Annotated in this window: 18 protein-coding genes; 7 read left to right on the forward strand and 11 right to left on the reverse strand. The window is 40.3% G+C overall.

The features are described from left to right. Window positions 1-305 precede the first annotated feature (305 nt). A complete protein-coding gene (locus CDC33_RS02395) occupies window positions 306-716 on the reverse strand; it encodes a universal stress protein (RefSeq protein WP_109012408.1) in 411 nt (136 codons plus the stop codon). A gap of 89 nt (window positions 717-805) precedes the next feature. Between CDC33_RS02395 and CDC33_RS02400 the strand changes: the two genes are divergently transcribed. Further along, a complete protein-coding gene (locus CDC33_RS02400) occupies window positions 806-2,008 on the forward strand; it encodes a phosphoglycerate kinase (RefSeq protein WP_109007136.1) in 1,203 nt (400 codons plus the stop codon). A gap of 113 nt (window positions 2,009-2,121) precedes the next feature. Here CDC33_RS02400 and CDC33_RS02405 read toward each other — a convergent pair whose 3' ends face one another. The 6 genes from CDC33_RS02405 to CDC33_RS02430 all read right to left on the reverse strand — a co-directional run bounded on the left by CDC33_RS02405 (window position 2,122) and on the right by CDC33_RS02430 (window position 14,581). Next, window positions 2,122-3,459 carry a pre-peptidase C-terminal domain-containing protein gene (locus CDC33_RS02405; RefSeq protein ID WP_109007137.1) on the reverse strand — a complete coding sequence of 446 codons (1,338 nt, stop codon included), beginning with the start codon at window positions 3,457-3,459 and terminating at the stop codon, window positions 2,122-2,124. A 669-nt stretch (window positions 3,460-4,128) separates the two neighbouring features. Further along, window positions 4,129-5,919 (reverse strand): pre-peptidase C-terminal domain-containing protein, encoded by a 1,791-nt coding sequence (locus CDC33_RS02410; protein WP_109007138.1) that lies wholly within the window; start codon window positions 5,917-5,919, stop codon window positions 4,129-4,131. A 478-nt stretch (window positions 5,920-6,397) separates the two neighbouring features. Beyond that, entirely contained in the window at window positions 6,398-8,209 is a 1,812-nt protein-coding gene (locus tag CDC33_RS02415) for a calcium-binding protein (RefSeq protein ID WP_109007139.1), read from the reverse strand. 613 nt (window positions 8,210-8,822) lie between these two features. After that, the gene (locus tag CDC33_RS02420; RefSeq protein WP_109007140.1) at window positions 8,823-9,104 is read right to left on the reverse strand and encodes a peptidase; all 282 of its coding nucleotides are present in this window, start codon (window positions 9,102-9,104) and stop codon (window positions 8,823-8,825) included. A gap of 202 nt (window positions 9,105-9,306) precedes the next feature. After that, window positions 9,307-9,732 carry a DUF4363 family protein gene (locus CDC33_RS02425; RefSeq protein WP_109007141.1) on the reverse strand — a complete coding sequence of 142 codons (426 nt, stop codon included), beginning with the start codon at window positions 9,730-9,732 and terminating at the stop codon, window positions 9,307-9,309. Window positions 9,733-9,913: 181 nt separating this feature from the next. Beyond that, window positions 9,914-14,581 carry a GAF domain-containing protein gene (locus CDC33_RS02430; protein WP_109007142.1) on the reverse strand — a complete coding sequence of 1,556 codons (4,668 nt, stop codon included), beginning with the start codon at window positions 14,579-14,581 and terminating at the stop codon, window positions 9,914-9,916. Between the two features lie 241 nt (window positions 14,582-14,822). On the opposite strand from CDC33_RS02430, the gene CDC33_RS02435 reads away from it, so the two are divergent. The 4 genes from CDC33_RS02435 to CDC33_RS02450 all read left to right on the forward strand — a co-directional run bounded on the left by CDC33_RS02435 (window position 14,823) and on the right by CDC33_RS02450 (window position 19,398). Continuing rightward, window positions 14,823-15,143 (forward strand): YnfA family protein, encoded by a 321-nt coding sequence (locus tag CDC33_RS02435; protein ID WP_109007143.1) that lies wholly within the window; start codon window positions 14,823-14,825, stop codon window positions 15,141-15,143. Between the two features lie 487 nt (window positions 15,144-15,630). Beyond that, window positions 15,631-17,073, forward strand: a complete 1,443-nt coding sequence (locus CDC33_RS02440) for an ammonium transporter (RefSeq protein WP_109007144.1) — start codon at window positions 15,631-15,633, stop codon at window positions 17,071-17,073. A gap of 134 nt (window positions 17,074-17,207) precedes the next feature. Next, on the forward strand, window positions 17,208-18,074 hold the full coding sequence (locus CDC33_RS02445) for an SGNH/GDSL hydrolase family protein (RefSeq protein ID WP_109007145.1): 867 nt from the start codon (window positions 17,208-17,210) through the stop codon (window positions 18,072-18,074). Between the two features lie 115 nt (window positions 18,075-18,189). Then, window positions 18,190-19,398: a 4-hydroxy-3-methylbut-2-enyl diphosphate reductase gene (locus CDC33_RS02450; protein WP_109007146.1), complete on the forward strand. Its 1,209-nt coding sequence runs from the start codon at window positions 18,190-18,192 to the stop codon at window positions 19,396-19,398. Window positions 19,399-19,687: 289 nt separating this feature from the next. Here the strand turns inward: CDC33_RS02450 and CDC33_RS02455 are convergent, their stop codons facing one another. Then, entirely contained in the window at window positions 19,688-20,845 is a 1,158-nt protein-coding gene (locus tag CDC33_RS02455; protein WP_109007147.1) for a trypsin-like peptidase domain-containing protein, read from the reverse strand. Window positions 20,846-21,302: 457 nt separating this feature from the next. Between CDC33_RS02455 and CDC33_RS02460 the strand changes: the two genes are divergently transcribed. After that, entirely contained in the window at window positions 21,303-21,542 is a 240-nt protein-coding gene (locus CDC33_RS02460; RefSeq protein WP_109007148.1) for a hypothetical protein, read from the forward strand. Continuing rightward, window positions 21,539-21,997 (forward strand): HNH endonuclease, encoded by a 459-nt coding sequence (locus CDC33_RS02465; RefSeq protein WP_109007149.1) that lies wholly within the window; start codon window positions 21,539-21,541, stop codon window positions 21,995-21,997. The genes CDC33_RS02460 and CDC33_RS02465 overlap by 4 nt, the downstream gene beginning before the upstream one ends. Before the next feature lie 29 nt (window positions 21,998-22,026). Here the strand turns inward: CDC33_RS02465 and CDC33_RS02470 are convergent, their stop codons facing one another. The 3 genes from CDC33_RS02470 to CDC33_RS02480 form a co-directional block, all read right to left on the reverse strand. Next, on the reverse strand, window positions 22,027-24,057 hold the full coding sequence (locus CDC33_RS02470; protein ID WP_146195764.1) for a tetratricopeptide repeat protein: 2,031 nt from the start codon (window positions 24,055-24,057) through the stop codon (window positions 22,027-22,029). Continuing rightward, a complete protein-coding gene (locus CDC33_RS02475; protein WP_109007151.1) occupies window positions 24,054-25,181 on the reverse strand; it encodes a S1 family serine peptidase in 1,128 nt (375 codons plus the stop codon). The genes CDC33_RS02470 and CDC33_RS02475 overlap by 4 nt, the downstream gene beginning before the upstream one ends. A gap of 395 nt (window positions 25,182-25,576) precedes the next feature. Then, the gene (locus CDC33_RS02480; RefSeq protein WP_109007152.1) at window positions 25,577-26,122 is read right to left on the reverse strand and encodes a COP23 domain-containing protein; all 546 of its coding nucleotides are present in this window, start codon (window positions 26,120-26,122) and stop codon (window positions 25,577-25,579) included. Between the last annotated feature and the right edge of the window lie 800 nt (window positions 26,123-26,922).

Raw genomic sequence — 26,922 nt, forward strand, 5'->3', positions numbered from 1 at the left:
TGGCGTCTTGGCGGTTCGAGAAATTAAGCTTTTTAGCAATTTTTGCGTAAGTCCTAGTTTCAATACTTCTCGGTTAAGCCCAAAATCAGGTAAATTAAGGGTTTCACCTTTTCTTCGTGAGATTCGTCCTTTTTTGCTCTTTTTGATTAGACATAGAAGGGAAAAAGAATGTAAAGACGTAGTAGTGCTACGTCTCTACAAGGGTTCTGGGTAACGCATATTTTATTTCTGGAGATGTCTATTGGCGATCGCTAGAAATATTATTAGTATTCAGCAAAACACTAGCTCCTGGGCACTTATGACTACTAAGGCACAATCAGCACTGGACAAGGAGAAAGATTAATTACGCGAGTAGTAACACTATCATCGGCTCCCTCTTCAGTCAAGCCTAGCCCTCGACAGCCCATAATGATTAAATCGGCTCCGATTTCATCAGCGACATCGCAGATAGTAAAAGCTGGTTTACCCCGCCTTTCCAGGATTTCAGCTTGAATTCCTTGCCCAGAAAATAAAGATTGGGCATTTTCCAGCAGTTTAGCAACTACCTCTGGTGACACCATCGGATCGTCTGCACTAGGCGCATCTGGAGGCGGTTCTTCTACCACAGACAGCAGCACCAAGCGACTGCCATACTTTTTGACTACGTTGGTTACTACATCAGCAGCTTCCCGCGTTTCCCGGCTTTGATCAATAGGAAATAGTACTGTCTTAAATATCTCTGTCACTTGGGTACCCCTGACTCCGGTAAAATCTTGATGGTTCTACTTTCAAAACAATAACAAAAAGGCAATCAGGAGAGTTTGGTGTGTCCAAAAAAAGTTTAGCAAGTTTATCTTCGGCTGATATATCTGGGAAACGTGCCTTAGTGCGGGTTGACTTTAACGTGCCTGTGGACGATCAAGGCAACATTACCGACGATACTCGCATTCGCGCAGCTCTACCAACCATCCAAGATTTGACGCAGAAGGGAGCTAAGGTCATTCTCGCCAGCCATTTTGGCCGTCCCAAGGGTGTGGATGACAAATTACGCCTAACTCCCGTTGCCAAGCGTCTCTCTGAGTTACTGGGGCAAGAAGTCGTTAAAACTGATGACTCCATTGGTGATGAAGTTGCAGCTAAAGTTGGTGCGTTGCAAAATGGCCAAGTGCTGTTACTCGAAAATGTCCGTTTTTATCCAGAAGAAGAGAAAAACAATCCAGAATTTGCGAAAAAATTGGCAGCTAATGCTGATTTTTATGTAAATGATGCTTTTGGTACTGCACACCGCGCCCATGCTTCTACTGAAGGTGTGACTAAATTCCTCAGCCCTTCTGTGGCTGGATATTTGGTTGAAAAGGAATTGCAATATCTGCAAAATGCTATTGAAAATCCCCAACGTCCTTTGGCAGCAATTATTGGCGGTTCCAAGGTTTCCAGTAAAATTGGCGTGATTGAAACTTTGCTAGAGAAGTGCGACAAGCTAATCATCGGCGGTGGGATGATTTTCACCTTCTATAAAGCCCGTGGTTTGAATGTTGGTAAGTCGTTGGTAGAAGAAGACAAGCTAGAACTAGCGAAGTCTTTGGAAGCTAAGGCTAAAGAACGGGGCGTTGCTTTACTGCTTCCTACAGATGTGGTATTGGCAGATAACTTTGCCCCTGATGCCAATTCTCAAACCGTTAGCATTGAGAATATCCCAGATGGTTGGATGGGTTTGGATATTGGGCCAGACTCGGTGAAATTTTTCCAAGATGCCCTTGCAGATACCAAAACGGTAATTTGGAACGGGCCAATGGGTGTGTTTGAGTTTGATAAGTTTGCCAAAGGTACGGAAGCGATCGCTCATACCCTCGCCGAAATCGGTAAAACTGGTACTACCACCATCATTGGCGGCGGCGACTCAGTAGCGGCTGTGGAAAAGGTTGGTTTAGCTGACCAAATGAGCCACATCTCCACCGGCGGCGGCGCTAGCTTAGAGTTACTTGAAGGCAAGGTATTGCCTGGAATTGCAGCTTTAGATGATGCGTAAGTAGGAACTGGGGACTAGGGACTGGGGAATAAGATTAAAAATACTATTTTTTAATCTCTAGTACCCAATCCCCAGTAAGTAATGTCAGTACAATCTTTAAGTTGACAGCGTTTTTATGCCAAACTGACTTCTAGGGTATAAGAAAAATCAGCTCTAGAGGTGCTACCTGAGAAAACTCCGCCATTTTCAGGCAAGAAAGCAAATTTACTCACTGAAATGGAGTACGTACCTGCACCCAGAGAACTGGTGATTAATGACGAATTGTCACCGGGAACCCCACTATCGTCGTTACTTTGTAATAAAGTTCCAGTAATGTCAAACAGTCCGAGAATTGTATCTCCCGATGTCACTGTTGCGATAGTCACTGTTCCTGGATTAGCTAAAGAAAATGTAAAAAAGTCAAAATCGGGCTTATCCCCTGGTTGAACTGTTGTTAACTGGGCTAAGAGATTAATGTCTGAGCCTGATGATAAGGAACCTAAACCTTCAGCGGTGTCTAGTGAGTTGTTTCTAGCTTCTCCAGCATTTTCTCGCTCATAGAAAAGGAAGTCATCACTATCAAGTCTGAGATTGTTTCTCCTCTGTACAACACCTATGCTCTCATCTTGCTCTGTTAAGAATATTCGTGTGTTACTTCCAACAACTTGCAGGCGGTAGTCTTGTGGAGATCCTTTGAGTTCAATTCGATCTTGACTAGAGTCAAAGTCAGTAATAGTAGCCAAGTCCCCAAAACCAGAACTTGTAATGCTGTTATCGTCGTAGAAAACATTTACAGCGTCACCCAGGATAAATCTATCTACCCCAGCCCCGCCAGTGAGGTTATCAATTTCCCCTATTCCAGGTGGAAGCGGACTATCAGGGAAAACACCGATGAGGATGTCGTTTCCAGCTCCGCCATTGAGTACCTCATTGCCTGGCCCGCCCTGTAGACTATCATTGCCGTCGCCACCATTGAGGATATCATTGCCATTATTACCATCTAGAGTATCATCGCCTGCTCCGCCATTCAAAGTGTTGTTAAAAGTATTACCAAAAATGAAGTTGCTAAGATTGTTACCTGTCCCAGTGATGTCCCCACCTTCCCTCAGCGTCAGGTTTTCTAGATTGGCACCTAGTGTATAGGATACAGAAGACCGGACGGTATCTGTGCCTGAATTCGCAGCCTCTGTAATGGTATCAAGAGTAGTGTCAACAAGGTAAGTGTCGTCGCCTGCTCCCCCACTCAAAGTGTCAGTACCTAAGCCCCCATCAAGTGTGTCATTGCCATTTCCACCGATTAGGCTGTCGTTTGCCGTCCCACCTGCGAGAGAATCATTACCATCTACACCATTTAAAGTGTCATTACCGGAGATGCTATTGGCATTACCACCACTAGCCCAACCAACTATCGTGTCATTTCCCGAAGTCCCAGAAAGATTGTCAGCACTTGTTTTGCCGAAAATAAATGCCATGTTATTTCTCCTGAATTTCTCACTAATACGTAAGTTCAGCCTCAGTCAAATAACTATTCATCAGTAAAGATGTAGATTATTTGCCATTTGTGTAATCTAAATTAAAAACCACTAATTATTTGGTTAATAACTTATAAAGAAAAAATATCCACTTATTTATTGTAGGCTGACCCGAAAAACCCGCCTTTGCTTACGCGGGAGGGAGACGCCTACTCTAAAAAATTAGATAATTTCTTTTTTGAAAGTTCCTTAATTTATCACCCAAATGGAAAGTAATTAGATCAAATCCCAAATTTTTTGGAACCCACATTCTAATTTTTTTAAATATGCATGATATACAATGTTACATCAACTATATGTTACTAAAGTTTAAAAATCTTAATAAAGATTATTTTTAGTACAGATATATTTATCTATAATCTAACTTTTAATTAAAAAATATTTCAAACTATGTCTTGAAAAGTGACAAACGGGAGTTGATAGTTCAACACAAGAGAGCGCTGCTTGTTACTATATCTTGTCTAAATTTAGAAGAAAATAATCTTGCCTGATAAATGGTCTTTTCTTAGGTAAGGGAGACACGTTACCGTGTTCCCCTAACTAAATAGAAGGAAAAATATCCTCGAATCTGCGCTCTGATGTCAGTACTTTTTTAAGTTGACAACATCCTTATGCAAAACTGACTCCTAGCGTATAAGAAAAATCAGGTACAGAAGTGCTACCAGAGAAAATTCCGCCATCTTCAGGTAAGAAACTAAATTTACTCACTGAAATTGAGTACGTACCTGCATTTAGGAAAGTATTGATTAATGATGACTGGTCTAAGCCATTATCGTCGTTAGTTTCTAATACAGTTCCAGCACTGTCAAACAGACCGAGAATTGTATCTCCAGATGTCGCCGTACTAATAGTGACAGTTCCTGAATTGGCTACAGAAAATTTAAAAAAGTCGAAATCGGAATTATCCCCTGGTTGAACTGTTGCCAACTGGGCTGAGATATTAATGTCTGAGCCTGATGATAAGAAACCTAACCCTTCAGCGCTGTCTAGTGAGTTGTTTGTATCTTCTCCAGGATTTTCCCGCTCATAGAAAAGGAAGTCATCACTATCAAGTTTAAGATTGGTTTTTCCTTCCAGAACACCGATGATTTCATCTTGCTCTCCTGTCGGTTTGTCTAAGAATATTCGTGTGTTGCCTGTAATAGTTTGCAAGCGGTAGTCTTGTGGAGTTCCTTTGAGTTCAATTCGATCTTGGCTAGAGTCGAAGTCAGTAATAGTAGCCAAGTCCCCAAAACCAGGACTGGTAGTATTGTTATCGTCGTAGAAAACATTTAGAGCATCCCCTAGGATAAATCTATCTGCCCCATCTCCACCTGTAAAGCGATCAGTTTCTCCTATTCCAGGTGGAAGTGGACTACCGGGGAAAACACCTATGAGGATGTCGTCTCCAGCTCCGCCATTGAGTACCTCATTGCCTGGCCCGCCCTGTAGACTATCATTACCGTCGCCACCATTGAGGATATCATTGCCATTATTACCATCTAGAGTATCATCGCCTGCTCCGCCATTCAAAGTGTTGTTAGAAGTATTACCAAAAATGAAGTTGCTAAGACTGTTACCTGTTCCGGTGATATCGCTACCTTCCCTTAGTCTCAAATTTTCTAGATTGGTGCCTAGTATGTAGGTGACAGAAGACCGGACGGTATCTGTGCCTGAATTTGCAGCCTCTGTAATGGTGTCGGTAGTACTATCAATGATGTAAGTGTCGTCGCCTGCTCCCCCACTCAAAGTGTCAGTACCCAAGCCCCCATCAAGTGTGTCATTGCCATTATTACCGGATAATCGGTTATTTTGCCTGTCACCAACAATGCTGTCATTTCCATTTGTGCCGATGACATTATCAAAGTTGACTGCTGTAAATGACAATCTTCCCAAGCCAGGAACGTTACTGGCAGCTAAACTTTGGGTTTGCAGATTAACAGTGATAGATACCTCAGCCAAAGATTGGGATGCATCTATGGTGTTGTTGGCAACATTAGGATTAGCAATAACCTTTTCTACTCTAAAGAGTTGGTCTTGACCAAATTTTCCAGCTTTTTCAATGGTTCCAAAACCTGACAAGGTAATGGTTTGATTTAATTGACTGTAGTCTGCGGTATCAATGCCATCTCCGCCATTAATGCTGTCATTATCCTGACTGCTTATGAAAGTGTCATTGCCTGCACCACCTATTAGAGTGTCGTTTCCTGTGCCACCATCAAGTGTGTCATTGCCGTTTCCACCGCTTAAACTGTCGTTTGCTGTCCCACCTGCAAGAGAATCATTACCATCTACACCATTCAAAGTGTCATTACCAGAAGTGCTATTGGCATTACCACCACTAGCCCAACCAACTATCGTGTCATTTCCCGAAGTCCCTAAAAGATTGTCAGCACTTGTTTTGCCGAAAATAAATGCCATGTTATTTCTCCTAAATTTCTCACTAATACGTAAGTTCAGCCTCAGTCAAATAACTATTCATCAGTAAAGATGTAGATTACTTGCCATTTGTGTAATTTATAGCAATCTGAGTCAGATTTTTTGGTAGCAAATCTTTTTTATACCAAAAAATAATTTTCTATTAAAGAAATGCATATTAGAATGCATTTCTTTAATTCATATAAAAATCTAGAAATTATGTAAAACTTAATAATACTTAAGCATTACATAATTATTCAGTCGGTTTAGCCGACCAAATGAGCCACATCTCTACCGAGGGCGGCGCTAGCTTGGAGTTAGTTGAAAGCAAGGTATTGCCTGGAATTGCGGCTTTAGATGATGGTTAATAGCCATCTTTAGAATTATATAGAGACTTTATATGTAAAGTCTCTACATTAAATAGGGGAAAAACTGTGGAAACTAAATGCCTGAAATTACAATCTTTAATTTAACAACCTTCTTATGCCACACTGACTTCTAGCGTATAAGAAAAATCAGGTCTAGAGCTGCTACCAGAGAAAGTTCCGCCATCTTCAGGCAAGAAAGGAAATTTACTCACTGAAATGGAGTATGTACCCGCACTCAACGAACTGGTAATTAATGACGAATTGTTACCGCCACTATCGTCGTCACTTTGCACCAAAGTCCCAGTATCGTTAAACAGTCCAAGAACTGAATCTCCCGATGTCACTGTCCTGATAGTGACAGTTCCTGAATTTGCTAAAGAAAAATTATAAAAGTCGAAATCGGGATTATCCCCTGGTTGAACTGTTGCTATCTGGCCTGAAGCATTAACGTTTGAGCCTGATGACAAGGAACCTAACACTTCAGCAGTTAACAGTGAGTTGTTTGTACCTTTTCCAGGAATTTCCAGCTCATAGTTGAAAAGGAAGTCATCACTATCAAGTGTGAGATTGTTTCTCCCCAGAACAACACTTATAATTTCATCTGGCTCTGCTCCAGGTTTGTCTAAGAATATTCGTGTGTTGTTTCCAATAACTTCTAGACGGTAGTCTAGTGAAGATCCTTTGAGTTGAATTTGATCTTGACTAGAGTCGAAGTCAGTAATAGTAGCGAAGTCCCCAAAACCAGGATTGACAGTGTTGTTATCGTCGTAGAAAACACTTATAAAGTCCCCCAGGATAAATCTATCTGCCCCAGTCCCACCTGTTAAGGTATCAGTTTCCCCTAATCCAGGTGGAAGCAGATTACCACCAGGAAAACCACCAGTAAAAACACTGATGAAGACATCATCTCCAGACCCGCCATTGAGTCTGTCATTGTCGAGTCCGCTTCGTAGTCTATCATCGCCGTCCTCACCGTTGAGGATATCATCGCCGCTACCACCGATTATTGAGTCATCGCCTGCTCTTCCATTGAGAGTGTTGCTACTCAAATTAGTACCGATGAGGATGTTATTAAGACTGTTACCTGTCGCATTGATGGCGCTAGTTCCCGTCAGCCTCAGATTCTCCAGATTAGCACCGAGTGTGTAGGTAACAGAAGACAGAACGGTATCTGTGCCTGAATCCGCAGCTTCCGTAATGGTGTCGGTAGTACTATCAATGATGTAAGTGTCGTCGCCTGCTCCCCCACTCAAAGTGTCAGCACCTAAGCCCCCATCAAGTGTGTCATTGCCATTATTACCGGATAATCGGTTATTTTGCCTGTCACCCACAATGCTGTCATTTCCATTTGTGCCTTTGACATTATCAAAGTTGACTGCTGTAAATGACAATCTTCCCAAGCCAGGAACGTTACTAGCAGCTAAACTTTGGGTTTGCAGGTTAACAGTGATAGATACCTCAGCCAAAGATTGGGATGCATCTATGGTGTTGTTGGCAACATTAGGATTAGCAATAACCTTTTCTACTCTAAAGAGTTGGTCTTGACCAAATTTTCCAGCTTTTTCAATGGTTCCAAAACCTGACAAGGTAATGGTTTGATTTAATTGACTGTAGTCTGCGGTATCAATGCCATCTCCGCCATTAATGCTGTCGTTATCCTGACTGCTTATGAAAGTGTCATTGCCTGCACCACCTATTAGAGTGTCGTTTCCTGTGCCACCATCAAGTGTGTCATTGCCGTTTCCACCGCTTAAACTGTCGTTTGCTGTCCCACCTGCAAGAGAATCGTTACCATCTGCACCATTCAAAGTGTCATTACCAGAAGTGCTATTGGCATTACCACCACTAGCCCAACCAACTATCGTGTCATTTCCCGAAGTCCCTAAAAGATTGTCAGCACTTGTTTTGCCGAAAATAAATGCCATGTTATTTCTCCTGAATTGCTCACTAATACGTAAGTTCAGCCTCAGTCAAAGAACTATTTATCAGTAAAGATATAGATTACTTACCATTTGTGTAATCTAAATTAAAAACTACTAAATTATTTGGTTAATAACTTATAAAGAAAAAATATCCAGCTATTTATTGTGGGCTGACCTGAAAAACCCGCCTTTGCTTACGCGCGAGCAAGACGCCTACTTTAAAGAATTAGATAGTTTTTTTGAAAGTCTCTTAATTAATAACCCAAATAGTAAGCAACTATATTAAATATTTTGGTTCTTTTTCCAGACTTTTTTAAACTAACGTTGTAACTATTTAATTATAATGAAGTACAAGGTTACATCAACTACTTTATCAAAACTTTAAATTTTCGATAAATATGATTGATAATATATTCAAATATATGTGTTATGTGTAAAATTTAATTAATTATTGTTTCAACCTATTGATTTTTCTGGGAAAGCGCTCCTGAGCATGACCATCTTCACAAGGAAATGCATCCACTGCTAGCATTAAACTGGGGTTAAGCATACCTTAAAAGGGCTAGTAATAATTTTTTTACTATGCGATCGCATGGGAAGTGAAATTATGTCTTTTCTAATCCTTCTCGGATTTTGGCTTTTTTCTACCAAACAAACTAGTCATACTTAATCCTGTAACCAATAATCCCAATAATCCTAGTCCGTTTAAAATCGGGTAGATTCCCTGTAAACCAAATATTTCACCACGATGAATTGAAAGCAGTAGACTACGCCCTATTCCCAGGTTAGCTGACCACTCACCTACCAGCGTAGCTGCAATTCCAGTTAACAATGTTACAGCAAGTGGTAAAGCCAAAATAATCGCTAGAGTCCGGTGGTACTTGCGAAATGAACGCATTATCCAAAATCTCCAGTGGAAACTATAGTAGTTCGCTATTTGTTTAAACCCAGATATAAAGACGACTGTTTTCCTACTATCTTGTGTCTTTTGACCAAAAAATAATTTGGATGCAGCACAACTAAATTCATTTATCGGATTCAAAATTATTAACTTTTGACTTCCCCAAAGGGGCTGACTTCTGCTCTATGTTAGCTTTACCTCACTTTTTAGAAACACTGGCAATACTTGTATTAAGTGTTTGTAACCCTTTAAGAGCTTTCGCTTTATCTTTTGCCTTCAGCGCACCCTTTACCTGAGTCGCAGTATCTTCGATTACATTATAGGTTTTTGAAGATTTAGTTTTGACACCATCCTCAACCTTAGACCAAGAGTTTTCAAACTTATTAAATTCTTGTTGAGCTTTGTCAAAGTTTCCGCCTTGCACCGCAGTTTTAGTATTTGAAACTACACTGACCAAAGTCTTAAAACCTTCCTGTGTAGCAACAGTTGTTTTGGATACTGCTGTACCCGAAGTGTTTTCAGTAGCAGCAGGAGTCTGGGTAGTAGATTTTTGATCGCTGTTGCATCCTACTAATGTCAGTAAGGCAATTGCAGTAACGGGGATGATGTAGATTAAGCGTTTCATAAGACCTCTTGAATAATGATAAATCGCCAAATACCGACGGTATCAGCTACTATATCAGCTAAAGTTGTTGGAGATGTAGAAAGATTTGATGCAGCTTTTCGTGCATTATAACTTTGTAATATTATATACAAATCTTTACTAACACGGGTGCATCAAGGCTGTTTTTGCATTAATCGCGGGTTTATACATCATCGTTTTTGGTTGGTAAGAAGGTGTGATTTGTTACCTCCTTTCTGATTAAAAAATCTTGAATGCTGTTAAGAAATTCTTTTAACTCTAAAATTAAGTTAGTAGTATTTCTAAGGTCTTGATGGTAAGCCAATCGTTCTAGTTTGTCAGATGCTAGATACATAACAGTGGCTCCAATGTTGGCACTAGCACCTTTAAGATGATGAGCTTCTCGCGCAATTTGCCCAAAGTCATGAGATGCGATCGCTGCTTTAATTATCTCTAAACGGGGTTTAATATCTTCAACGCATACTTGCAATAGACTTAACTCAAATTCTGTGTCATTTCCCGATATCCGATGCAAGTGTTCCCAGTCAATTGCTAAATCAGTAGTAACTGTCTGCTCATATACAACAGCCTCTTGTTTTGAGAGGATTACACCTGTCCAATGCTCTAGAGTCGCAGCCAATTTTTCTTTAAACACTGGCTTAGTCAGGTAGTCATCCATTCCGGCATTGAGACACCTTTCTTGATCTTCTTTCATCGCATTAGCGGTCATCGCAATCACTACAGGACGACGACGGAGAGCAAAAGTATCTTCTTGCCAACGATGAATTTCTTTTGTGGTTTCTAAACCGTCAAGAATTGGCATTTGGCAATCCATTAAAATCAAATCGTAAGGAATTTTTTCTAATAGCTGTAAAACTTCCTTGCCATTAGCAACGACATCGGCTTTGTAGCCCAAACTATCGAGTTGCTTCAAGGCTACTTTCTGATTTACCAAATTATCTTCAGCTAAGAGAATTCTTAACTTCGATTTAGTAGCGGGGTAAGGGGAAGAGGTCAGAATGCCTGAATTTTCTTGACTTTGGATTTTTTCAGTAGCTTTTAGCCAAGAGCCTTTAGCTCCTTGTTCTGATTCTGACTGACTTTCTAAAATATTCATAATGGCATCAAGGAGTCGTGATGGCTTAATCGGTTTGACCAAATAAGCAGTAAATCCAATTTTGAGCGTCTGCTGCACTTCATCCCGTTGATTAGTAGAGGTGAGCATAATCAAAGGTATTTTAGTAATTGCAGAATTGGCTTTAATTTGTTCTTCTATTATCATGTCATTTTTTATATCAACCAAGGCAACATCATAAGATTTACCCTGCTCTGACTGAATAACTTTGAGGGCAGCAGCAATACTGTCAGCTTGATCTACCTGCATTCCCCAATGAGTAGCTTGATGATAGATAATTTTGTAATTAATAGTGTTGTTATCCACTAATAACAAGCGGCGATTGTTCAAAAGTCCGCGTTCGCATTTTGGTAAAGCAGGCTCAACAAGCTTTGTAAAAAGCACCTCAAACCAAAACTTAGATCCTTTACCGATCTGACTTTCTACCCCAATGACTCCTCCCATTAAAGTCACTAGTTGTTTACAGATGGCTAATCCCAGACCAGTACCACCATACTTGCGAGTGGTAGAAGCGTCCACTTGGGTAAATGGCATAAAGAGTTTGCGTTGATCTTCAGGGCTAATGCCAAGACCTGTATCTGTGATGGCAAAATGAATGGTGGCTGTAGTAGAGGTAAGAGAACGCAGTTCGGCTTGTACTAATACTTCGCCAGCGCTGGTGAACTTGATAGCGTTGCTGATTAAGTTCATGAGAATTTGCCGCAGTCTCCCAGTATCTCCTTTGAGGTGGGTGGGGACGTTATGTTCAATCAGTGCGCCAATTTCTAATCCCTTGTTATGGGCTGAGGGAGCCAATAATTCCACTACTTCTTCCAGACAAGTGGATAGGTCAAAATCTAGAGTTTCGAGAGCCATCTCTCCAGCCTCAAGTTTGGAAAGATCCAAAATCTCGTTGATTAAACTTAAAAGGGCGTCTCCACTACTACGAATTGTTTCAATAAAATCTCGCTGTTCTGGGTCTAAGGGAGTATCTAACACCAAACTGGTCATGCCCAATACAGCGTTCATTGGAGTGCGAATTTCATGACTGATATTTGCCAAAAAGGCACTTTTAGCCTGAGAAGCTAATTCGGCTTGGCGACGGGCAATTTCAAGTTCTTGTCGCTGACGAGTTTCTGCTGCTAATAATTGAGCTTGGGCTAAGGCAATACCTACTTGGTCGGCTATTTGTCGTAAAAGATGAGTTTCAAAGCTAGACCAGTGGTGAGAATCGTCACACTGATGAACTATGAGCAAACCACGAAGTTCTTCTTTGACAAGAATGGGCACAACCAAATTGACTTTGACCCCAAACTGTTGGATTAATTCTAGATGGTTTTGTTCGACTTCTGGCAGATCGAAATTAGCTAGCCCTAAAATTTGTCCTTGACGGTACTGCTGTAGATAGTACTGCTGTAGATATTCGGCTCGAAAGTAGGGGGCGCTGATGTTTTGCTCTTTGATTGTTGGTAAGCCAGAAACTACTGCTTCAATAACGGTAGGTGCAGATTCATCAGGCAAAACTTGATAGATTAAAACTCGGTCAGTCTGGAGAATTCTTTGTACCTCCTCGACAGTGATTTGGAGAATTTCTTCGATTTGTAAAGACTGGCGAATCTTGAGGGTGATTTCGGTAAATAATTGCGATCGCAAGTTTTGCCGTTGTACTTCTTCTTCAGCCTGTTTACGTTGGATAAATTGCCCTACTTGCTCACCGATAGAATTCACCGTTTTGAGCAAATCTTGGTCAGGTGGTTGAATCTGACGGTTAAAGCAAGTAATCACACCAAGGATTTTCTGACCGCTACGAATCGGAAAACCAAAAGCTGCATGTAGTTGTACTTCAGCGTTGATTTTGAAGCGGGAGAAACTGAGTTCTTTAACGATATCAGCGATCCAAAGAGGTTCAGAACTAGCCCAAACCCGGCCAGGTAGACCACTTCCTGGTGCAAGGGTGGTTTGCCGATTTAGTGCTGCTAACTCTTGCACCTCAAGGGATGCCTTATGCCACATATCGACAAAACGCAGCACATTTGCTTGCTCATCCACCATCCAAATTTCACCCAAATCCCATGCCAAACTCTCGCAGATTCCTTGCAGGGTTTGGCGAGTAGCTTCGCTAATCGTGGCGGACTCCGCTAAAACGCGAGTTACAGCATATTGGGCAGTCAGATGCTTTTGTGTTCGTTTGTGATCGGTGATGTCAATACCAGTGGCAACAATGTATTCCACCGCTCCTTCATAGTCTTTTAAGAAGGTATTCGACCAGGCAATCAGTCGGCGGCTACCATCCTTTATTACCCAATAGTTTTCGTGTTCTAGGAAGCCTCTACCTGTTAATAATTCTTCAAAAACTGCTTTGACTGACTCCACCTCTTCAGGAGGTAGGAACAAGTTCCAAAAATACCTACCCCTCACCTCATCGAAGGAGTAACCTGTTGTTTGCTCACAAGCTTGATTGAAGCGAACAATTTTTCCTTGGGAGTCAGCAACTACTACTAAGGCGCTGGCTGTATCCAGGACTGCTGAGATAAAGTTGCGTTCTTGGTTTAAAGCTTCTTCTGTCCTTTTGCGCTCAATCACCTCACGATAGATGAAGTAGTAGACTACAGCAAGAACGATAAAACTTAGGCTTATGGCGATCGCAAGTATCAGAATTGTGTTACGACTAGTGGCTTTTTTTGCTTGTAACTGCTGTTGGAGTCGTCCCCTTTCCTGGTTTTCCATCTCATTAATCGCCTTGCGGATATCATCCATGAGATTTTGTTGATCATTTTTCACTAGTACTTGCAATGCCGTCTCTAATCCCTTGTTTTGGCGCAAGTCAATAGTTTGTTTTAGTTCAGTAAGTTTAGCCCTTATTAAAAATTCAAGCGTTGCAATTTGCTTTTGTTGATTCGGTTGATCTGCTGTTAAACTTTTCAAGTTGGCAATTTCTTGCTCGACGTTACCAAGTGCTGCTTGATAAGGTTTGAGATAAGTTTGTTTTCCAGTTAAAATGTAACCACTTTGTCCAGTCTCAGCATCCTTTATCTGGTACTGTAGTTTTTCTAGACTCTCAATTTTTTTATAAGTATTTTTTACTATACTGCGATTATTAGTAGATTCTCTTGTATTTTGATAAGAAACCACGCCAATCAAAACTAAAATTACCGATGCTAAACCAAAACCTGCTGCAATCTTTTTGAAAAATTGCTTGCTTACCTGCTGCGCCTGTTTGCTTTTCTTGGTTACAAGTACCAAACTTGCTAAATTTCGGCGTAATTCCAGTTGCTTGATGACTTGACGACCTAAAGTTCGTAATGCCTCAACTTGTTCTGGTGCAAGTTCTCGTGGTACGTAGTCAATTACACAGAGAGTTCCTAGTGCATATCCTTCAGGATTAGTCAGAGGTACACCAGCATAAAACCGAATCTTTGGGTCAGATGTTACCAGTGGGTTGGTGGCGAACTTTTTGTCATTTGTTGCATCAGGCACAATAAAAACATCAGGCTGTAGAATAGCATGGGCACAGAATGCGAAATCTCGATGTGTTTCTAGGGCATCCAAGCCGACTTTTGACTTGAACCACTGACGGTTTGTATCAACTAAGCTAATTAAAGCAGTAGGAGTCTGACAAATATACGAGGCTAAACGGGTGAGGTCATCAAAAGCGGCTTCAGATGGCGTGTCGAGAATTTTATACTGTAAAAGCGTCTCGATTCTCTGTGGTTCGTTATCAGGTAATGGTGCTTTCATCCTTATTCTGGGGATTAGGGGCTAGGGACTGGGGATTAGGGATTGGGGGATTGGGAATTAGGGATTATTAAAAAAGAAGTCCTTATTTTGTTTCTTCCCATTCCTTAGTACGCAGTACTCAGTTCCCAGTCCCCAATCCCCAGTACCCAGTTCAACAAACTTACTTTAATTAATGACAACACTTTAGTTAAAAGCGTTAGCGTAATTTCACTGAGTTCGATCTTATGAAAGAATCTGTTAAATGATTAAGTCCCTACTGTATTTTTTGTGGGCTGGTTTATTTGAAATCGGAGGCGGCTACCTAGTCTGGTTGTGGTTGCGCGAAGGTAAGCCTTTATGGTGGGGCATATTAGGTGGAATTGCTTTGGCTTTCTATGGGATTATTGCAACTCTCCAATCGGCAAATTTTGGCAGAGTCTATGCGGCTTACGGCGTGTTTATCGCAATGGCAATGTTCTGGGGTTGGAAGGTAGACGGGGTTACTCCAGACCGCTACGACTTAATCGGAGCATGTTTAGCTTTAGTGAGTGTTTTAATTATCATGTTTGCACCCAGAATTTAAGTAAAATTTCTATACTATTTTTGACCAAGAACTTTTATGGTATTACCTTTTAAACGGATAATACCTCATCCAAAATTGCAAAAATTTTTTGGCAACTAACCTGTAAGAATCAGGCATCTGGATATCTACGGATGTATGCGGGAGATATCCAAAAAAATCACATATTTGGCTAAATTTTCCGATCAAAGTGACTGACAATAATTTAGAATGATTCTCAATTATCACAAGGATCTTGGTTTGTAACAGTAGGTAACTAAAAATTTGGAATTTTGTAGCGTTTGAATAAAATGCTATTGTTCAAAAAATAAACATGCAATCATTGCATGTTTACATCCTTATTTAAACGTTGGCAACTACAAACAGGATTATATTTTCGTTAACATTTCCAGAAAATTAAGGTTAAGTAACTTTCAACACAAAAATGTATAACTAAAAGTAATCAAATGTAGTTAAGTATACAAATAATTGGTGCTTAGGAAGGAAAAAAGTGTTGAAGAAAATTGCGATCATTGGGGCTATGACCCTACTGTTTTTAGGAGGGCCGCTGATGGGCAATGCTTTTGCCCAAACACCAGCTGCTGTGCCTGCTGCTGATACTGGAGATACGGCATTTATGCTGATTTCAGCAGCACTGGTGCTGCTAATGACACCAGGATTGGCGTTCTTTTATGGTGGATTTGTACGATCGCGCAATATTCTAAACACATTGATGATGAGCTTTGTGTTGATGGCGATCGTGGGAGTTACCTGGATTCTCTGGGGTTATAGTCTTTCCTTTGCACCAGGTTTACCATTTATCGGTGGATTGCAATGGTTCGGGTTGAATGGTGTTGGTTTAGAAACTCAAGGCTACTTGCCGCATCTGCCTTATGAAGACGCCCTCAAAGCAGCAGACCCCAAATATGCTGATGTCGTCTCATACGCCGGAACGATACCCCACCAGGCATTCACGATCTACCAAGCCATGTTTGCCATTATCACCCCAGCCCTAATTTCTGGAGCGATCGTTGAGCGGATGAGTTTCCGCGCCTATTCGCTGTTTGTGCTGCTGTGGTCAACCTTTGTTTACGCCCCCCTGGCACACATGGTATGGGCAAAAGGTGGATTCTTAGGTTTAGCTGGTGGATTGGGTGCCCTCGACTTTGCAGGTGGGACAGTAGTTCATATTAGTTCTGGCGTTTCAGCGCTAGTAGCTGCGCTCGTCCTTGGGCCTCGGAAAACCCATCCCGATCGTCTTAGCCCACCACACAATGTCCCCTTCATTTTGCTGGGTGCTGGCTTGCTATGGTTCGGTTGGTTCGGCTTCAACGCTGGGAGTGCCCTATCTGTTGCTAGTGGAACTTCTGGTAACTTAACAACAAATTTAGCAACAACAGCCTTTGTTGCCACTAATACGGCGGCGGCGGCGGCGGCTTTAATGTGGCTAATTTTGGAAGCAGCTTTACGGGGTAAACCAACAGCTGTAGGAGCGGCTACAGGAGCTGTTGCTGGTTTAGTGGGTATCACTCCTGCCGCCGGATTTGTCACACCGCTATCAGCGATTTTAATTGGTTTCATCACTGCCTTTGTTTGCTTCTATGCTGTGAGTTTCAAGCACAAGCTAGAAGTTGACGATGCTTTAGATACCTATCCCGTGCATGGCGTTGGTGGTACTGTGGGGGCAATCTTAACCGCCATCTTTGCCACTACTCAAGTCAACGGCGGAGGTAAAGACGGAGTGTTACGTGGTAATTTTGGTGAATTGGGAATTGAACTAATAGCAATTGCCGTTGCTTATGCGATCGCAGGTGTTGGTACGTGGATTATTCTCAAGATTATCGATGCTACAGTCGGTCTGCGTGTAAAAGAAGAAGCTGAATTGCAAGGTTTGGATATCAACGAACACGGTGAAGAAGGTTACAACTCCGAGTTTGGCGATCGTCCTACTTAGTAAAGAGTGCTGAGTCCTTCAATTTTGGATTTTAGATTTTAGATTTTTCTTTCAATCCAAAATCCAAAATTGGGCTGATTTGCGATCGCTAGCGTTAAAATTTGATTCAAATTAATTGGTAAATTTCGCTAGTCGTGTCTACATCTGTAAAAACCTTCCCTATCTGGGCATTTTTCTCGCTGTTAACCAACGGCATCCTAATGTTGGCGGTCATCCTGCTAATTTGGCAACAGCAGAGATTGTCCGCTTTTTTTGGGATAGTAACATCCCCAGAGCCAATCAGCCGTAACTTCTCACCCGAAATTGCTACACCTGATTTAGGTCGTCGTCACCAACTCTCTTATCAGCAGTGGATAGATATCCTCACGCAAGAAGCCAAGGTAGCCGCAGACCAACGTCCTCCGCATTTAACGATCTTGGTGGGAGATTCTTTGAGTTTGTGGTTTCCGCCTGAGTTATTACCTGAAGGTAAAAATTGGCTCAATCAAGGGATTTCTGGCGAAACCAGCAATGGACTTTTGAAAAGATTGGAGATATTTGACCGCACCCAGCCAGAGGTGATTTTTGTGATGATTGGCATTAATGACCTAATTCGAGGGGTGAGCGACAGGGTAATTTTAAATAATCAGCGTCAAATTATCAATTACCTACGAAAGACGCATCCCACGGCGCAGATTGTTGTCCAATCGATTTTGCCACATGGCGCAGATGAAGCAACCTGGAAAGGACGAGATAAACTTCTGGCTGTTGACAATAGTCGCATTCGTGAATTAAATCAGCAACTGCAAAGTATTTGTAACAAAAAAGGTGTCAAATATCTCGATTTACATCCCCTGTTTACCAACAAACAAGGTAATCTCCGCCGCGAATTTACTACTGATGGCTTACATTTAAGTCCTGAAGGCTATATAGTTTGGCGTTCTGCATTGCAGATTTATAGCGAGATCGAATTAAAACCCCAGCAAGAAGAAGAGGGGAAAAGGTTAAAGGGTAAAGGGTAAAGGCATTAAATCCTTTACCCTTTACCCTCTCTGATAATATCTTTGAATACAACTTTGTATAAATCGCGTCTGAGCGCGAGAAAATAAGAAATAGTGGTTTAAGTAGACAAATCTAATGGATACAAAAGCTTTTAAGCGCAGCCTGCAACATTCCGAAAATTATAATCGCAAGGGGTTTGGTCATCAAGCAGAAGTTGCCACCCAGTTGCAATCTGAGTATCAGAGTAACTTGATTCAAGAAATTCGCGATCGCAATTACACTCTACAACGGGGTGATGTGACAATTCGACTAGCACAAGCCTTTGGCTTTTGCTGGGGTGTAGAACGCGCTGTGGCCATGGCCTACGAAACCCGCCAGCACTTCCCTACAGAACACATCTGGATTACTAACGAGATTATCCACAACCCTTCTGTAAATCAGCGTATGCAGGAGATGGAGGTAGAATTCATCCCCATTGAAGGAAAGAATAAAGACTTTTCTGTTGTTGGAACTGGTGATGTAGTCATATTACCCGCCTTTGGGGCTAGCGTTCAAGAAATGCAGATACTTCACGATAAAGGCTGCAAAATTGTTGATACAACTTGCCCTTGGGTATCTAAAGTTTGGAATACAGTAGAAAAACACAAAAAAATCGATTATACATCAATAATTCACGGTAAATATAAGCACGAGGAAACAGTTGCTACTAGTTCTTTTGCTGGCAAGTATTTAATTGTTTTGAATTTGCAAGAAGCAGAATATGTTGCTGACTATATTATCAATGGTGGGAACCGTGAAGAATTTCTGACAAAATTTGCTAAAGCTTGTTCAGCAGGATTTGACCCCGATCAAGATTTAGCAAGAGTTGGTATTGCTAACCAAACTACGATGCTGAAAGGCGAAACTGAGCAAATCGGCAAGCTTTTTGAGCGGACTATGTTACAGAAGTATGGCCCCACTGAGTTAAATCAGCATTTCCAAAGCTTCAATACTATTTGTGACGCCACTCAAGAACGCCAAGATGCAATGTTGGAGTTAGTGGAACATAATTTAGATTTAATGGTAGTAATTGGTGGGTTTAATTCATCGAATACTACTCAACTGCAACAAATTGCTTTTGAGCGGGGAATTCCTTCTTATCATATTGATACTGTTGAACGGATTAAATCAGGAGATTATATAGAACATCGGCAATTAAATGGGCAGTTGATAACTACAGAAAACTGGTTGCCAGATGGAGAAATTGTTGTGGGAATTACTTCTGGTGCTTCCACGCCAGATAAGGTAGTAGAAGATGTGATTGAGAAAATTTTTGCAATGAAAGCAACAGCAGCAGTAGTTTAAATTTTAGAGGGTGTATAGCAACCTAATTAAACATAAAATACTCAGCAAATAGATCCCCAACTTATCAAAGAAGTCGGGGATCTGAGTATGTTTATTTATACCCAATAGTTCACCAACTAAAAATAAATTAACGTGAGTTCGATGAACCTCTCCCCAACCCCTCTCCGTGTCGAAGAGGGGCAGAAATCTTTCGAGTTTTGAACAAAAAAATCAAGGTTTCAAAGCCTCTCCCCGTTGCGGGGAGAGGAATGGAAGTGGGGTTCTTTATACCCGTCGAACTCACATTAAATTACTGCTGAGATATCGCTGCGCGTAAACTGTAACTACCAGATTCTCCTGCTTCAAAAGTGTTAGCCAACAGATAGTAAATACCATTTTCTGGTAAGGTAACAGTCAATCGAGCATTAAAATCCTTTGGGGAAATGTCGTCATTCTGTGCTATTAGTCGTTCTTTAGCAGGAAGCAGTAAGTATAAGTGAGAGTCTATTTGCTGACTATCCATCTCAATAGTTATCTGTTGACCTGCTTTACCTTCAAACACATAAGTGTGAAAATAGCTATTATTTGGTAAAATGCGATCGCCATTTTTCAGACTCGCTTGTAAAACTTGACCATTCAACGGTAAATCCGTATCTTGACTATTACTAGGTTGTTGACGCCCACTTGCTAACTGAGCATTACCTTGTTCTACAGCTACTAAAAAAGGCTGAATTAATTCTGTAGGGATTGCAAAACTAATGCCAATAAATCTTTTAATTTCGGTATCATTAAAAATGGCACTATTGACACCAATTACTTGCCCATTAGAGTTGAGCAGTGGGCCTCCAGAATTGCCGGGATTCACTGCTGCATCATGTTGGATTAAGGCCAATTTTGTATCAATGCGACTGATAACACCATAGGTCAAAGTATTTTGGAATTCCAGTCTCAGGGGAGTACCAATAGCATAGACAGATTGACCTACTCGTGCTGAACCAGGAGTAGCTAAACGCAGATAAGGCAGATTTTTTTGATTGCGAATCTTGAGTGCGGCTAAATCTAAACCCCCAGATGCAAAACCAACCAAATCAGCTAAGACTTGTGTACCATCAGCTAGTACTACTGCAACAGCTTTAGAACTATCTTCGACAACGTGAGCATTAGTTAAAACTAGACCATCTGGACTGACAATAAAACCACTACCATGTCCGAAACCAGTGGCGATCGCCACTACAGATTTACTAGCTTTTTCGTATAATTGAATCCGGTTTTGTTCTTCAGAATTTTCTGCAATAAGAATACTTGATTTTATTTCTTTAGGATTCTCACTTAGGAAATTAGGCTCAAATTTTTGAGGGTTTTTAGCGATTCCAGGTAGTTGGCAACCAAATAAATTACTAACACAAATCCCCCCAATAACAGTTGTTAAAATGGCTGAAGTTCCTATTGTTAAAAATTTTCTATTCATTTTTCAATCATCCTTAATAAGTGAAATAACCTTAGTAACAAAAAATCGCGTGCTTTATGCCCAGGAGACGGTTTCAAAAATTGTTCTTTTTCTACTCTTTTTTGGGCTTATGCATGAGACATGAAATATTTAACTTCTTCGACTAATAAGTATCTTATTCCGATTTACCAAATCAACTCACAATTTGAGAATAAATTCACCAATGCAAGATATTACACTATTTGAGTGAAGTTTTTTTCAACATTATCAGCTTCAACTTCGCTAACAGACTTCAGTCTGAGGCTACTCCTAACCCTGTTTTACTTCTGACTTTTACTCCTGAATTCTGCTGTAAGCTGAAATCCTTGAGATAAGGGCTTTTGGGTGTCAGGTATAAAGATATCTAGAAAAAGCAAAGCAAGCAAAATTCGCTGTTAGAATAAAACTAATCCGCTCAATTAAACGATGCACACAGTTTATGATTACTCAAATGATGGTTCAACCTTCATTCTGGGTAGAGTCTGGAATCAAAATCAGTAAAATTCGCAATCTACATTTGTTTAAATTTACTGATGAATTACAGTCTCGACTCGAAGAACTTTCTCTTAAGAGAAAAGCTGGATTTCTCACCTCAGAAGAGGAAGCTGAGTTGACAGGCATATTGGAACTTGATAGGATTTTTACTTTACTCAATGCCAGAATCATTGCTGAATCGTGACAATTAATGGTGGCATCAGAAAATTAGTCAGGGAAAGGGCAAAGTTTCTTTGCGAATACTGTCATTCCTTAGAAGAAGCGAGTGCGGCTCAATTTTCTATTGACCATATCCTCCCACGTTCTATAAATGGTTCTGATGAACTGGATAATTTAGCATTAGCTTGTCAACGTTGCAATGGATATCGCTATAACTTCACAACTGGGATTGATCCAAATACTGGAGAAATTATCCCATTGTTTCATCCTCGTCAGCAAAAGTGGTCAGATCACTTTATCTGGTCAGTAGATGGTTTAAAAATCATTGGCATTACTTCCATAGGAAGGGCTACTTGTAATCGTTTAGACTTCAATGATGAACGTCACAACGAGGGTTCTATCATTAAGGCACGTCGTCTTTGGATAAAAGGTGGTTGGCATCCACCAGATGAAGACCCTCGACAAGAAAGTGAGGTTTAAGGTTGAATTAGTTTGGCTAGAAACACAAACTACTGCTTTGTTCGCAATGCTTGGATAGTAGGATGGGAAAGGAGTTTTTGTGCTTCTGCAACTAAGCGCGTCCCCCAAAGATTTTGTTTGAGAACGTCAACATCAGCAAAGCTTTTATCTAAACGCAAGGCGGCTTGTGCCATATTTAGAGCTTTTTGTTGCTCACCTTTGGCATATAAAGCAACAGCTAATGCCATTTGTGGTTCTGCTACACTACTGTTAATTTGAACAGCTTTTTGCCACTGCTGTATTGCTCCTTCTACATCTCCATTTTCGTATTTTATGTTGCCAATGTTGATAATAGCTGCTATAAATTTTCCATCTTTGGTAAGCGCCTGATTGTATTCTGACAGTGCGGCGCGATCGCTTCCTTGCTTTTGGTAGATAACGCCCCGCGAAAAGTAGGCGTTGGCATTATCAGGTTGAATCTTAATTGCTTGATTATAATCTGCAAGTGATGCTTGATAGTCTTTTAACTGAAAATAAACATTGCCCCGTCCAACATAGGCGTAGGCTTTATCAGGTTGAAGCTGAATTCCTTGATTAAAATCTACTAATGCTTTCTGATAATCTTTTAACGCAACATAAACATCGCCTCGTCCAAAGTAGGCGTTGGCATTATCAGGCTGAAGCTTAATTACTTGATTAAAATCTGCTAATGCTCCTTGATAATCTTTTAACCCAACATGAACATAACCCCGGAAAAAGTAGGTGTTGGCATTATCAGGCTGAATCTTAATTGCTTGATTAAAATCTGCTAACGCTGCTTGATAATTTTTTAACTTAAAATAAACCTGACCCCGTGAACTATAGTTACTAGCATCATCAGGTTGAAGTTTAATCGCTTGATTCAAGTCTGCTAACGCTGCTTGATAATTTTTTAACTTAGAATAAACACCAGCCCGTGAACTATAGTTACTAGCATTATCAGGTTGAAGTTTAATCTCTTGACTATAGAGTTTAATTGCTTGATTATAATCTGTAAGTGCTGCTTGATTATTTTTTAACTTTGAATAAACATCACCCCGTGAACTATAATCACTAGCATTATCAGGTTGGAGTTTAATTGCTTGACTATAATCTGCTAATGCTGCTTGATAATTGTTTAATTGCGAATAAACATTAGCCCGTAATCCATAGAGAACAGCACGATCAGGTTGGAGTTTAATCGCTTGATTAAACTCTGCAAGTGCTGCTTGATAATTTTTTAACTGGTAATAAACATTAGCCCGGAAAAGATAGCTATCAGTATCATCAAATTGGAGTTTAATCGCTTGATTAAAATCTGCTAATGCTGCTGGATAATTTTTTAACATTGAATAAACATAACCCCGTGAACTATAGTTACTACCATCATCAGGTTGGAGTTTAATCGCTTGATTATAATCTGCTAATGCTGCTTGATAATTTTTTAACTGCGAATAAACATTACCCCGCAATTTATAGTTTTCAGCATAATCAGGTTGGAGTTTAATCAGATGATTATAATCTACTAATGCTGCTTGATAATTTTTGAACTTGAAATAAACATTAGCTCGTAGAATATAGTTACTAGCAGGTAGGACTTTAATCGCTGGACTATAGAGTTTAATTGCTTGATTATAATCTGCTAATGCTGCTTGATAATTGTTTAACTCACGATAAATCTTACCCCGTGAGCTATAGTTATTAGCATCATCAGGTTCGAGTTTAACCGCTTGATTATAATCTGCTAATGCTGCTTGATAATTGTTTAAATGCGAATAAACATCACCCCGTGAACTATAGTTACTAGCATCATCAGGTTGGAGTTTAATCTCTTGACTATAGAGTTTAATTGCTTGATTCAAATCTGCAAGTGCTGCTTGATAATTTTTTAAATAATATAAATAAACATTACCCCGTAATCTATAGCCATCAGCATCATCAGGTTGAAGTTTAATCGCTTGATTATAATCTGCTAATGCTGCTTGATAATTTATCAAATACCAAGAATAAAAAAGACCCCGTGAACTATAGCCCTCAGCATCATCAGGTTGGAGTTTAATCACGGTTTTTTCCAAGAATAATATAGGTTATATTTAGCAATTCTAGCAACTGCATAAGTTTGATTACTGGTAAATTTAACCACTGCTGCGTCTAATCCCTCTGATTTAAATATGTTTGATTGCTGTACTGCATACTGCTTGCCATCTGGGGCAATAATTTTATAATTATCTGGATTTTTTACAACATGAAGTGCAGTGGCTACATAATAAGTATCACCTTGTTTAGCAATAATTACTCCTGAACCATTCCCATTATTTTTGGAATCAATTCTTACAGTAATCTGTTGAGCAATACTATCAACTTTCTCAACGAATGTTTTACTTGCTGGTCTTGTAGGTTGTTGCTGATTGCGCCATTGTGGAGGAATAATTGCTAAATTAGGCGCAACTTGGGCTAAAGTTTGAATGGGAACGGCAAAACTCAGTTGTCGCAATTGCTGAATTTGTTCCGCACTGGGTCGAGTTCCATCCTGATAAGAATAAGCCTCATTTAAAATGGCATTGTTTGTTAATCCATTTATCCCGATTAATTCACCTGCTTGATTTAATAAAGCCCCTCCACTCATACCTTGTCGAATTTCATTGGTATAACCAATCTGATAACCTCCAACTAATGGTTGAGTAGATAACAGGGAGATTTTACCATTATTGATAACTAATTCTTGACTATCTTCAGGAAACCCAGCAGTAAATACTGATTGATTTTCTGATACTTCTGAGGTGATGGCTAAAGCAACGATTTGATATTTTTCTTGAGATTGAAACTGCAAGACGGCTAAATCATTACCTTTTAAAGAATCACCTTGACTAATAACTGTAGCTGTATATATTTTCCCATCAGGTGTTTGAATTCTATGGCTTTCCTTATTGCTAATAACATGAGCGTTGGTGAGGACGGTGTAAGTTGTCCCTTGTTTGTTGATTAATACTCCACTTCCACCTTTACGATTACTTAAAACTTTTATAGTGACAGCTTGAGCTAGTTGACGAATTTTTTCTGGAGATAAGGTACTTGCCAATAGAGAAGTAGGTTGATTAGCTACTTGCTGGGATGTCGCCGCGTTGGTGATAGGTAGTAGAAAGCAAGTGCTTAAGATGGCGATAATCAACGAATTGAATTGTTTCATTTTTGTAGTTGGATAAAGTATATAGAAAAATGATGAACAAATAATTTTAAGCGACTCATCCTGCCTAGAACTCAAAGTTGCAGGGTAATAACTTAACTCTACTCAAGTGGAGTGAAATTCTTATTTAGTCATCTGGAGATGACTTGAGCTTTTAGAGGATGTTTGAAAAGTCATGATTGATGTATCAAATATTTTTTTCCCCCTCCCTAACCCTCTCCAATACAAGGCGAGGGAACCGGATTTTTCTTGTTTCCCCCCTTTACAAGGGGGGACTAAGGGGGGTAACAATGCAATTAAAATCACAGCCAATCACTTTTCAAACAACCTCTTAGCTAGGGGTTATAAACCCCTAGCGGCTGATGGTTCAGGTACGATATCTCAATTTAAATTTGATCTTATTCCTTCTCAACCGGGGCTGTTTGCAAAAACTTCTTGATGTCAATTTTGTAGTAAACTGGTTGTTGTTTAGAACTATGCTCTACTGGTTTAGTAGCACGTCCTCTAAGAATGTCTTTGAGATCATCGAGAATCTGTAGAGGATTGTCTTGAGGTCGTAGAGTTAACAGTGTGGTATCGCAAGCAGCGTCTTCTTGTTTGGCTGTGCAAATTACCGCTTGATTATTCACAGTACCATTGACGATATAAGCCAGACTTTGATTGTTGTAAGCAGTCTGGAATCGAGACGATACTTGTTGACACCTCTCTTCTGGGGTAACAGTCTGACTAGTAAACCAGGCATATTTCCAACGTATAATTGCAATTTTCCCCCGTTCTGTCCAAGCGTAAGTAGTGGGAAAGCGCAGATTAGTTGCTTGGTCATAACCTGAAGCACAGATAAAACGAACTTCATCATCAGCTTTGGCTTGATTAATTATAGAAGTGATACAAACAGCAGTCAAAGCACAGCTAGTGAATAGAGAAACGATTGGTTTGAGTTGCATAATTTTTCTCGGTAAATTTTGAAAAACAAGGCTTTTGGAATAATTGCGTATCAGATATTTTCTCAAAACCAGCACAATCAGTACAAATAAAAAATCAAACTTGATTCTTGAGATTTATCTTAAAATCAAATTTACACACAACTCTATATTTGATAAAAAGTTCATTTATCTCAGTCGCACAGATTTGGAGGTGAAGTTTTCTTCACCATTGTCAGTCTCTAACTGAGACTTGCTAAAGTAAATATGAAATTTCTTCATGCTTACTACTTGTCTTGTTGTCATCCACATTATTTTGTTTTTAGAGAAATATAACTGCTACTAAAACAATCTAATCTTGGTGAGTGGCACAAAGTCAAGTACCCCAAAAATTCCTGATTTATTTGATGGATAACTTATTACTGAAAACTACGTTTATCGAATTTATCGATTCCTTGATTTGGGGTAAAGGCAAAATAATGGTATTATTTTTAGCAAAATCTAGGCTGTGTTAAGTAAGTCAGCACGATAAAACCAAGGGTTTCTAACCCACCTTCGTGGGTTTTGTCTGTATAGCCAAGCCAGTGCGGTCTTCTCCCAAAGGTAGAGGCTAGCGCCTGCGGTAGGATGCCCGAAGGGCTGTAGGGGGTTTCCCCCATGAGCACCTATTGAATAGACCTCTTGCATAAATCAAAAATAAAGAACCCCACCCCGCATTTGCTGACGCAAACGCTCCCCTCCCCGCTAGCGGGGAGGGGTTGGGGGTGGGGTGTTAGGGACTTTTGCAAGAAGTCTAATGGCTTTATGTAAATTCTTGGGGGTTG

It is taken from the genome of Nostoc commune NIES-4072, from assembly GCF_003113895.1.
GTDB classification, from domain to species: Bacteria; Cyanobacteriota; Cyanobacteriia; order Cyanobacteriales; family Nostocaceae; genus Nostoc; species Nostoc commune.

Excerpts from the sequence above, each read along its gene's own strand:
- CDC33_RS02475 (WP_109007151.1), bottom strand. The coding sequence starts at position 25,181 with ATGAAACAATTCAATTCGTTGATTATCGCCATCTTAAGCACTTGCTTT.
- CDC33_RS02460 (WP_109007148.1), top strand. The coding sequence starts at position 21,303 with ATGATTACTCAAATGATGGTTCAACCTTCATTCTGGGTAGAGTCTGGA.
- CDC33_RS02430 (WP_109007142.1), bottom strand. The coding sequence starts at position 14,581 with ATGAAAGCACCATTACCTGATAACGAACCACAGAGAATCGAGACGCTT.
- CDC33_RS02415 (WP_109007139.1), bottom strand. The coding sequence starts at position 8,209 with ATGGCATTTATTTTCGGCAAAACAAGTGCTGACAATCTTTTAGGGACT.
- CDC33_RS02405 (WP_109007137.1), bottom strand. The coding sequence starts at position 3,459 with ATGGCATTTATTTTCGGCAAAACAAGTGCTGACAATCTTTCTGGGACT.
- CDC33_RS02450 (WP_109007146.1), top strand. The coding sequence starts at position 18,190 with ATGGATACAAAAGCTTTTAAGCGCAGCCTGCAACATTCCGAAAATTAT.
- CDC33_RS02410 (WP_109007138.1), bottom strand. The coding sequence starts at position 5,919 with ATGGCATTTATTTTCGGCAAAACAAGTGCTGACAATCTTTTAGGGACT.
- CDC33_RS02425 (WP_109007141.1), bottom strand. The coding sequence starts at position 9,732 with ATGAAACGCTTAATCTACATCATCCCCGTTACTGCAATTGCCTTACTG.
- CDC33_RS02480 (WP_109007152.1), bottom strand. The coding sequence starts at position 26,122 with ATGCAACTCAAACCAATCGTTTCTCTATTCACTAGCTGTGCTTTGACT.
- CDC33_RS02455 (WP_109007147.1), bottom strand. The coding sequence starts at position 20,845 with ATGAATAGAAAATTTTTAACAATAGGAACTTCAGCCATTTTAACAACT.
- CDC33_RS02435 (WP_109007143.1), top strand. The coding sequence starts at position 14,823 with ATGATTAAGTCCCTACTGTATTTTTTGTGGGCTGGTTTATTTGAAATC.
- CDC33_RS02420 (WP_109007140.1), bottom strand. The coding sequence starts at position 9,104 with ATGCGTTCATTTCGCAAGTACCACCGGACTCTAGCGATTATTTTGGCT.